The sequence below is a fragment of the Mycobacterium sp. genome (assembly GCF_019243155.1).
GTDB lineage: Bacteria > Actinomycetota > Actinomycetes > Mycobacteriales > Mycobacteriaceae > Mycobacterium.
In genome coordinates, this window is the sequence record NZ_JAFAUS010000398.1 from 1 (window position 1) to 9,774 (window position 9,774).

General features: G+C 65.2%; 9 protein-coding genes. 2 read left to right on the plus strand and 7 right to left on the minus strand.

Translation table 11 applies throughout. From position 1 onward, the window contains the following. Positions 1-189: 189 nt before the first annotated feature. Genes JOZ00_RS20575 through JOZ00_RS20600 form a run of 6 tightly spaced genes read right to left on the minus strand, consistent with a single transcriptional unit; the run spans position 190 to position 7,233 of the window. Positions 190-1,782, minus strand: a complete 1,593-nt coding sequence (locus tag JOZ00_RS20575) for a class I adenylate-forming enzyme family protein (RefSeq protein WP_293347220.1) — start codon at positions 1,780-1,782, stop codon at positions 190-192. Continuing rightward, on the minus strand, positions 1,775-3,343 hold the full coding sequence (locus JOZ00_RS20580; protein ID WP_293347223.1) for a class I adenylate-forming enzyme family protein: 1,569 nt from the start codon (positions 3,341-3,343) through the stop codon (positions 1,775-1,777). Before JOZ00_RS20580 ends, JOZ00_RS20575 begins: the two co-directional genes overlap by 8 nt. After that, positions 3,333-4,796: an AMP-binding protein gene (locus tag JOZ00_RS20585; protein ID WP_293347226.1), complete on the minus strand. Its 1,464-nt coding sequence runs from the start codon at positions 4,794-4,796 to the stop codon at positions 3,333-3,335. Before JOZ00_RS20585 ends, JOZ00_RS20580 begins: the two co-directional genes overlap by 11 nt. Further along, positions 4,796-5,587, minus strand: a complete 792-nt coding sequence (locus JOZ00_RS20590) for an enoyl-CoA hydratase/isomerase family protein (RefSeq protein WP_293347229.1) — start codon at positions 5,585-5,587, stop codon at positions 4,796-4,798. Before JOZ00_RS20590 ends, JOZ00_RS20585 begins: the two co-directional genes overlap by 1 nt. Continuing rightward, complete coding sequence (locus JOZ00_RS20595) at positions 5,578-6,390, minus strand: enoyl-CoA hydratase-related protein (protein WP_293347232.1); 813 nt, start codon at positions 6,388-6,390, stop codon at positions 5,578-5,580. The genes JOZ00_RS20590 and JOZ00_RS20595 overlap by 10 nt, the downstream gene beginning before the upstream one ends. A 21-nt stretch (positions 6,391-6,411) precedes the next feature. After that, entirely contained in the window at positions 6,412-7,233 is an 822-nt protein-coding gene (locus tag JOZ00_RS20600) for an enoyl-CoA hydratase-related protein (RefSeq protein ID WP_293347235.1), read from the minus strand. 135 nt (positions 7,234-7,368) lie between these two features. Between JOZ00_RS20600 and JOZ00_RS20605 the strand changes: the two genes are divergently transcribed. After that, complete coding sequence (locus tag JOZ00_RS20605; RefSeq protein WP_293347238.1) at positions 7,369-8,049, plus strand: hypothetical protein; 681 nt, start codon at positions 7,369-7,371, stop codon at positions 8,047-8,049. Beyond that, a complete protein-coding gene (locus tag JOZ00_RS20610; protein WP_293347241.1) occupies positions 8,046-8,945 on the plus strand; it encodes an enoyl-CoA hydratase/isomerase family protein in 900 nt (299 codons plus the stop codon). Before JOZ00_RS20605 ends, JOZ00_RS20610 begins: the two co-directional genes overlap by 4 nt. Before the next feature lie 16 nt (positions 8,946-8,961). On the opposite strand, the gene JOZ00_RS20615 is transcribed toward JOZ00_RS20610, so the two are convergent. Beyond that, positions 8,962-9,768 (minus strand): TetR family transcriptional regulator, encoded by an 807-nt coding sequence (locus JOZ00_RS20615; RefSeq protein WP_293347244.1) that lies wholly within the window; start codon positions 9,766-9,768, stop codon positions 8,962-8,964. Positions 9,769-9,774 lie beyond the last annotated feature (6 nt).

Genomic DNA, 9,774 nt, shown 5'->3' on the forward strand with positions numbered 1-9,774 from the left:
AGTCCTTCAAGGAACAGGGTTATCTGGTCGGCACCCGGGATAGTCGGGATCTGTCCTATCAACGGCCTTTGACGATGGAGACGCCGGGAGCGGCCCGCTGGTAGCTGCGCTTCAGATGCCGGCTGGGCACACGGCACGGTAGATCGAATCGAGCCGCTGATGGTTTCGAAAAACGTGAGGCCCGCTCGTCTAACGCTCTGCTTCAGAACGATCCGCCTCGATCAGCATCTCTCGCAGCCGGCGGACGTCGACCTTGCCAGTGCCGCCGAGCGGGATGTCGTCATCGGATTTCAGCACCAGCCATACCGTCGGAACCTTGAATGCGCTGAGCAGCGTGCGGGCGGCGGCACTCAGTTGCTCCGCGCCAAGCGCGTCGTCCCCGCACACCACCGCTGCGCCCACCCGGTCGCCGCGAGGTCCCGGCACGTTTGTTATGAAGGCGTTGTCGATGCCGGGGACGTCGCGCAGCGCCCGTTCGACTTCGCTCGGATAGACGGTGGCGCCGCTCACCTTGAACATGTCGTCGGACCGTCCGTGGTAGAACAGGAACCCATCATCGTCGAACCGGCCCAGGTCGCCGGTGGGGTAGAAGCCGTCAACGGTGAATGAGTCTTCTCGGCTGCGACCGCAGATGCCGCGCAGGGTGTGTGGCCCCCGGATCTGGATCATCCCTATGGTTCCCGGCGGAACGGGTTGGCCGGCGTCGGTGTCGACGACGCGGATCTCCATGCCGGGGAACGGCTTTCCGCAGCTGCCCCACGCCGTGGCCGGCATGTCGGTATCCGCGGGATAACCGCAGTATGGACCGAACGCCTCGGTCATCCCGAATAGCGTGGCCCGGGCGCCGGGCTGAGCCCGCTGTTCGGCAGGCAACAGGGCTTGCAGGCTGCCCGACTGTAAGGCCGACAGATCCGCACCCGCCGCGCCGGCGTGCCGGGCCAGTGTCTCGGCCTGGTCGGGCCAGCCGCGAAAGAGCGTGACCCGTTCGCTTTCCAGCAGGCGCAGAGTGGTTTCCGGCCGGGGTATTTTCTCGGTTATCAGGGTGGCACCGGCCAACAGCGCCGACAGTATTCCGCTGCCGAAGCCGCCCACCCAGAAGAACGGCATCGGCAGATACAGCCGGCTATCACCCGTGATGCAGCGTGCGGCCAGGCCCGATTGGACAGCACCCAGCGCGTTGCCGTGGGAGTGCATGACACCCTTGGGCGTTCCGCTGCTGCCTGACGTGAACATGATGACCAGCAGATCGGCGGCGGTGACCGTCTCGGCCATCGCATCGACAATCTGGCGGGCGCGTTCGTCGACGCCGGCTTCGGCCAGCCGGCGGACCGGCCACACGTGACGCAGGGCGGGAAGCGTCGGATGCTGGAGCATCGCCTCGTCGAAGGCCGCGATCCCCAGTATCGATTTCAGGTCCTCCAAGTAACGGTGCCCACGGAATTCCTCGACGCTGAACAGGAATTGGACCGAGGCCGCCCGCAGCTGGGCGACCAGCTCGCCCGGCGTCAGCAAGGTGCTGAGGGGGACCAGTACCGCCCCGACGCGGGCCAGCGCGATAGCCAGCTGGACCCAGCGGACGCTGTTGGGCATAATGAGCCCGACCCGGCTGCCTTTGCCGATGCCCGATGCCATGAGAGTTGCGGCGAGATCCCTTGTGGTTAAGTCGAGTTCGCCGTAGCTGAGCCGGGAATCCGGGTCGATCACCATCGGCTTGGAGCCGTCGTGTACGGCCCGAAGCCTCACCAATCGATCGATGGTGTCGGCAGTCGGAAGCTCAGACATCGAACAATTCCTTCAACCGCTGGGTGTCCACCTTGCCACTGGACAGCAGCGGAATGTCGGCACGGGGCACCGCAACGAATCGTTTGGGAATCTTGTAGGACGACAATTCGGCCTTGAGCCGCTCGCGCACTTCCGCCTCGTCGAACTCCGCCGACGCGTCCGGCAGGGAGACAACCGCCGCGACGACGTGTCCGCGCCGGGCATCGGGGAGCCCGACTACATAAGCAGGCGCTCCGCCGGTGACCGTGGCGATGGCCTTTTCCACCTCGGCCGCCGAGACATTGGCGCCTGCCGTTTTGATCATCCCGCTGAGCCGGCCGGTGAAATAGCAGAAGCCATCGGCATCGGTGCGCACCAGATCGCCTGTGTGAAACCAGCCATCGGCGTCGAAGCATTCTTCACGACTGCGCTTGTAGTACCCCTGCATCACGTACGGCCCGCGCAGGCACAGTTCGCCGATCGCACCGACGTTCACCGGTGCTCCGGTTTCGGTATCGACGATTTTGGTGTCGAACCCGGGTGCGGGCTTGCCGAACGACCCACGGCGGCTCTCGGATTGATCGGATTCGTCGCCGCTGATCAGCACGACACTGCCGCCTTCGGTCATGCCCAGCATGCTGTGCCGCAGTTCGGGGTCGGCGGGTCGCGCGTCGGGTGCCATGATCGGGTACAGGTTGCCCCGCCGCATCGACGACAGATCGCGACGCGCAAAGCTGGGATGGTCGGCCAGATGGGCGATCCCGGCGGCGAAACCGTTGGTCATCGTCGGCTTTTCGGCTTCCAGCAAGTCCAGTGCGCGACCGGCGTCGCTGTCGTTGGAGCACACCAGAGTCGACCCGGCGGTCAACGTGGCAAGCAGGCCGAAGGCGAAGCCGCCGATCCAGAAGAACGGCGAATTGCAGAATAACTTCTCATCGGGAGTCAAACCCCGGATGTCGTTGAGGTTGCGTTGATGGTCGAGCAGGGCGGCGTGGGTGTGCACCACTCCCTTGGGCGTGCTGGTAGACCCCGACGTGTAGATGATGGCCAGCGGATCGCAGCCATGGACGTCGTCTTCCATCGCCGTGAGGAGCGTGGGATCGACGGTGTCGGCGAGCCGGCAAGTTCGCTCAGAACCGATCTCGACGTACCGCAATTGCGGTGCGGCCGAGGAGAACAACGGGCGATCGGAGTCGTACTCCGGCAGGACCTCGGTCAGGCGGCGTGCGTAGTCGTGCGAGCGGAAAGATCTCGCGCTCAGCAAGATCTCGATATCGGCGTCGACCAACTGGTCGCGAATCTCGCGGGCGGTCGCGAACGTGGAAAACGGAACCACCACGGCGCCGAGTCGTGCCGCCGCCAGCATCCCGACCACGAACTCGGCCCCGTTCGGGAAGAGCAGTCCGACGTGGGTGCCCTTGCCGGACCCGAGTGAGATCAGCCCCCGGGCAAGGTCGGCCGAGCGTCGATCGGCCTCCCCGTAACTGATACGGTCGCCGTCACACACGAGAAGCGGGTGGTTTCCGCGCGAACGGGCTTGCTGCCGCAGGATCGCGACAACTGTCGTCGACTCACCCGGCATGGTCGCGGTGCGCCGCAGGTTTGCTGAAGAAGCTCCGTATCGCGCCGAGATCGGCCTTGCCGGAAGGTGTCCGTGGAATCGTGTCGACGATCGCGATGTCGGTGGGAATCTCGTAGCGCGCCAAACGCGTTCGCAGATGCTCGACCAACGCATCGGTGGACGCCGCCTCCCGCAGTTCCACCACGGCGACAGGCGTCTCGCCGAGACGGTCGTCGGGTTGGCCGATGACGGCGGCACCCGCGACTGCAGGGTGGCTCTCCAGTGCGATACGCACGTCGTCGGGCATGATCTTGAACCCACCCCGGATGATCGCCTGGTCCGCCCTTCCGACGATCCAGACGAAGCCGTCGCTGTCGATGCGTGCCATATCTGTGGTGCGCATCCACGGCGCGGCCGCGCCCATCTGTCCCGGCTTGACCTCGAGCAGCCCGACCTCGTCCGGCCCGAGCGTCGTTCCGTCATCGGCTACCACTCTCAGCTGCGCGCCCGGGTTGGCCCGGCCGACACTTCCGCGCTTGGCCCGCCAGAATTGCTGATAATCGGAAAGTGTCCAGCCCGCCACGCCGCCGCCGAATTCGGTTGCCGCATAGGACGTGAGAACCGGGATGCCGTACTTGTCGGTGAAGGCGTCCGCGTCGTCGGCCGACAGCGGGGCGGTGCCGCAGGTGACCGCGCGAATGCTCTCCAGGTCGGCCGCTGGCAGGTCGGAATGCAACACCGTCCGCAGTGCCGCAGGCACCAGCGATACCGTGCGCGGTCGGTGTCGGCGCACCGCGTCGGCCCACGCGTTGAGCTCGAAACGCTCCAGTAGCACAAAGGATCTGGCCTCGGCGACGCACTGCAGCACGCGGAATACCCCGCCGATGTGCACCAGTGGCGAGTTGACGATCGCAATGCCGCGCCGCAACTCGGATGGCGCCGGTGCGCGGTCGGGATCGCGGCCCATCACGCTGCGCGCCAGCATGTCGTAGCTGAGGTCGACCCGCTTCGGCGGGCCCGTGGTGCCGCTGGTCAACATTCGAACCGCCACGCCGGACGCGGCCGCATCGAATCCGGCCGTAGGCCACGCCGACCCATCGGGAAGTCCCGAAATCGCTTCTGTCGCAGCGCCCGGCGGTACCAGCGCGCCCAGGTCGTCGGGTTCGCCGACGATCAGCGGCAACCCCAGTGCGGCGATGTCGCCCTTGGTGCGCTCATCACCTCGCGACGGGTTGATGACGACGACGGTGCCACCACTGCGCAGCACGCCGAGGAACGCGGCCACCTGACCCGGCCGGTTACGCAGCAGGATCCCGATTTCCGGACCGTGCTCGGCGGCACGGGACGCGATGCGCTGCGCCGTGACACTGACCTGGGCCCAGGAGAACCATTGGCCGCCATATTCGATGGCGTTTGCGGCCGGCTCGAGATCCAGAACGTCGGCGATGCGTCGGCTGAGTGGGTGTCGCGGCATCAGCGAATCTTTGGGGTGCGCTTGCCGCCGGAGTCGTTCTGGGCAGCGAGTTCCGCGGTGCCCAGCGGGTTGCCGAGCCGGGTATAGATGAGCCCCTGCTCCATCGCGGCGCGATAGGGCTTGTCCAGTGACTCCCAGATTGCTTTGACGGTGCCCTGGGTCGCGGTCGGCGGCTTGGCGGCAATCGCCGCGGCGATCTCGTGAGCGCGGCTCCAAAGACGTTCGGCGGGAACCACCTCCGAAACCAACCCAATCCGCAGGGCTGTGTCGGCGCTGACGCGCTCATCGTTGCCCATCAACGCGATGCGCAGTGTCTCGCCGAGGCCGATGCGCCGCATCAGACCGATCGGCTCCAGCGCACACACCAGGCCGGCCGAGACGTGCGAGTCGAAGAAGGTGGCGCCATCCGAGCAGATGACCACGTCGGATTCGTTGATGAAGTAGAACGCGCCCGCGGTGCACATACCCTGAACCGCACACACGACCGGTTTCCACATCTTCTGCCACTTGGGGCTCAGCGCCTCGCCGGGATCCTCGTGGTTCCAGATGTTTTCCGGCTGCCCGTACGGCGTCTTGATGTCCAGCCCGGCGCTGAACGCGCGGTCACCGGCGGCCCGTAGCACCACCGCGTGCACCGATTCATCGAGCTTGACCACGCGCCACGCGCGGGCCATCTCCTCACACATGGTGCGGTTGAACGCATTCAGCTGCTCGGGACGATTCAGCGTGATGGTGGCGACGTGGTCGCCCGCGTCGACCTCGACGAGGATGGTCTCGAAATTCATCGGCATTGCCAATTGGGTTTCCGCTTTTCCACAAAGGCCTTGGGGCCTTCGGCGGCGTCCTCGGTCCGCAGCACGCGCTCGCGGAAGGTTTCTGCCATGATCTCGGCCTCGTGCAGCGGCACATTCAAACCCTTGAGAATGGCCAGTCGTGTTCCCCGAACCGCCAGCGGCGCATTGGAATTGACGATATCGGCGATCTCCCGCGCACGGTCCAATAGCTGGTCGTGCTCGACGACCTCGCTGATCAGACCGAGTTCGTAGGCGCGTTGTGCGCTCATGCGCTCGTGCTTGCCCATCAGGGCCATCCGCAGGGCGATCGAGCGGGGCAAGACCCTTGATATCCGCACTAACTCACGTCCGGCCACCAGTCCGATGCTGACATGCGGATCGAAGAACGTCGCCTGGTCGGAGGCGATGACGATGTCGGTCGTAGTGACCCAGTCCATGCCGGCGCCGCAGCAGATTCCGTTCACGGCAGTCAGCACCGGCTTGGCCATCGTGCGAAACGGCGGGGTGCCCTCCTGCGGTGCCTCCCACTGGTCGAAGGTCGACAGGTACGGACGCTCGTAAATCACCTTGCCGTCTTCGGGGATTTCCCTGACGTCCGCGCCGCTGCAGAACGCGCGGCCGGTGCCGGTCACTATGGTCAGCCAGACGTTGTCGTCATGCTCGGCCTCGTCATAGGCGGCCCGAAGCTCGGAGACCATGTGCGGGCTGAGCGCGTTGAGGGCTTCCGGCCGATTGAGCGTGATGGTCGCGGTATGCCCGTCGACCTCGTATTTGATCGTGTCGAACGAGTCAGTGGGCATGAGTTATCCCTTCATTGCGGGTCATCGGCCGTCGAACTTCGGCGCGCGTCGCTGCCGAAACGCTTGTAGGCCTTCTTTGAAATCACCTGTCCGGCATGCCAATTCCAGATTGAACAGCTCCTGGGTAAGGGACTGGCTCAACGTTGCGTGCTGGCCGAAGCTCAGCGCCTGTTTGGCCAGTCCGATCGCCGCCGTCGGTCCGGCGGCCAAGCGGTTGACCAGCTCCGCGGCGGCGGCGTCGAGTTCGGCGGCGTTCACGGCTTGGTGGATCATTCCCCATTCCGCCGCATCGCTGGCGCTGACCTTCTCGCCGAGCAGCAGCATTCGCCTGGCGCGTGCCACCCCCACTAACCGCGGCAGCAGCCACGTCGAGCCCGAGTCCGGGCTGAAGCCACGATCGACGAACGGTTCCCAGAACACCGCATCGGTGGCCGCCACGGTGAAGTCGGCGGCCAGCGCGAGGTTGCAACCGAATCCCGCGGCCCATCCGCGCACGCTGCATACGACCGGCAGCTGGATGCTCGCCACCAGCTCGATCACCCGGTTGGCGGCATGGGGAATCCGCCGTACCAGATCCCCGGTACGTGGACGTCGTCCCTCGGGATTGTTCGCGGCCACCCAGTCGACGCCCGCGCAGAAGTCGTCTCCCGCGCCCCCGATGTGCACAGCGCGCAGCGCATCGTCGGCGGCAGCCTCGGTCAGCGCGTCGATTAATGTCGCGATCATCAACTGGTTCAACGAGTTACGTCGGGAAGGGCGGTCGAGCGTCAGGCGCAGCACCGCGCCGTCGCGGTGCACTGCCACCGAACCCCCGGCACCGGCCGAGTCGGCCTCCTGAGTCACCCTCGGATCCGGCCTTTCTGCCGATACGGTTACCCATACAGTAGGCAATACGATTGATACGCTGTATAAGTTAGCAAGGATACGCTGCCGACGAAAATAGCCGGGCGGAACTCCAAGGAAAGAGAAGGAAGCAGCATGGCCTTCCAGCAGGGGCAAGCAGCGACCGACAGCGCCAGATTCGGCGAGGTGCCGCTTGCGCAGACCGTCGCCGCCGCCGGCGCCATGCGGCGGCTCAGCTCACTGCTGCTGTCCCTTGAGCACGCGCATCCCGCGGTGGACGCCATGCTGGCGAAATTCGCCGAGTGGGAGAGCGAGCTGACCGCCGTGGCCCCATCGGACAACGCGCCGCGGATTGGCGAGGTCCCCGACGATCCGCGGCGCGTCTATCTCAACCACGCGACCGACATCGGGGCATACAACCCATGCTTTCCCGAGTACCGGTTCGAGCGCATCGATCCCGAGAGTGCGACCGGGTTTGTCTGCTTTCCGCTGGCCTACGAGGGCCCGCCGGGGTTGGTGCACGGCGGCTTTCTCGGCGTCTTCTTCGATTGCGTGATTCAGCACCACAACTGCGTGACGGGCCTCTCCGGCAAAACGCGCTCGCTGGCGGTGACCTTCCGGCGTCCGACGCCGTTGTTGACCGACCTGCGATTCGACATCGCGCGGTCGCAGGTCGAGCGGGGGATCACCTCGACGGCGCGGCTGCTGCTCGACGACGAAGTGCTCTGCAAGGGCGAGGTCACCACGTTGGCGTCGACCCCGGACAAACTGGCCGGATCTCGGTTCGGAAGGCGGCGAAAGGAATTCGATACATGACTGCGTCGAGCACCTCGGACGATCGTGTCCTTTTCGAGGTCGACCGCGACGGGCGGATCGCGACCATCACGCTGAACAATCCCAAGCAACGCAACTCCTATGACGCCGCGATGCGCGAAGCCGTCGGCCGCTGTCTGGATCAGGTGGCCGATGACGACGACCTGACCGTGGTGCTGTTGCGCGGCGCAGGCGGCGTGTTTTCCACCGGGGCCGACATGAACAACGCATACGGCTGGTACGGCGGAAAGGGCAAGGGCTCCGAAGATGATCCGGCCGCCAAGCGCCGCCCCAGTCAGCGGCGCCGACTCACGGTGGACCGCAAGTCTTTTAGCTTCTATCACAACTTCATGGGCTTCCCGAAGGTGACCGTGGGAGAGATCGCCGGCTACGCACTGGGCGGCGGCTTCGAGATGGCCCTGATGACTGACATCTCCGTCATCGCGCGCGACACCAAGGTCGGTATGCCGGCGACCCGTTTCCTCGGCCCGGCACTTGGCAGCCTGCACATGTTCTTTCACCGCCTGGGGCCGGTGCTGTCCCGGCGACTGTTGCTCACCGGTGACATCATCGAAGCGGGCGACATCGAGAACCTCGGAATCTTCACCGACACATGCGATCCCGGTTCGGTGACGGCGCGTGCGCGGTACTGGGCCGAGAAGGCCGCGAAGATGCCCGCCGACGGAGTCGTCATCGCCAAAGAGGCATTCCGCCTCGTCGAGCAGAGCCAGGCGTACAACGGTGAGGAAGTCGCCAGCTATCTCTTCCACGCCTTCGGCACCAATCTGCAGTTCGGGCCGGACGAGTTCAATTTCGTGAAGGCGCGCGCACAGCACGGGACCAAGGAAGCGTTCCGGCTACGCGACGCGCACTTCCATGTGCCGGAACCCGAAGCATGACAAACTGATTCGGAAGTTACCGGGCCGCCGCGGGCCTGGTCCGCGAACGCTGCCCAGATGACTTGACGGCCTTGCGTTGCCGCGAGGGCGCCGACTTACTGCCCTTGGATCCCTCCTCGATCAGCCGGCCGGCGTGGTCGAGGATGCAGGTCAAGCCGTACTCGAAATTGGTCTCGTCGGGGGCCCCGATCCGGTGACCAATCCGGGTCACCTGGGCGAGCAGCGGGGTCTTCTCGGGATCGATGGCTACGGCGTCCTCGATGGCGCGCGGCCCGACATCCGACGACTGGTTCTTTTCGTAGAGTCGCTGCAGTACTACCGACCCGCGGACGTGGACCGAAACCGCCGAGTAGGTATCGAACGCATCCTCCGGTGACAGGCCCGCCTCGACCAGATTCGAGATCGCCTTCTCCATTTCCTGGGCGCCCATTCGAGCCGCCTTGGGGCTGAGCGCCGCGCGAATGAGAATCAGGTCGCAAAGAATTGGATTGCCCATGAACGTCTTACGCATCAAACGGGCGTGATTGCGCAATGTTTCGCGCCAATCGCTCGCCTCGACATAGGGGGTGGCGAACACATACTTGCTCAACGCCCGGTCGGTCATCGCGTTGAGCAGATCGTCCTTCTTGCGGAAGTACCAGTAGATGCTGGTGACACCGACGCCCAGGTGTTTGCCGAGCATCGGCATGCTCAGGTTGTCGATCGAGACCTGCTCTGCGAGTTCGAATGCGCCGCTTATGATGTCATCGGGATTGATGGACTCGCGTTCGCGTCGTTGACGCTTATCAGCGGTTGCCTGCTTTGCCACTCCGGGCACCTCCATCACGAT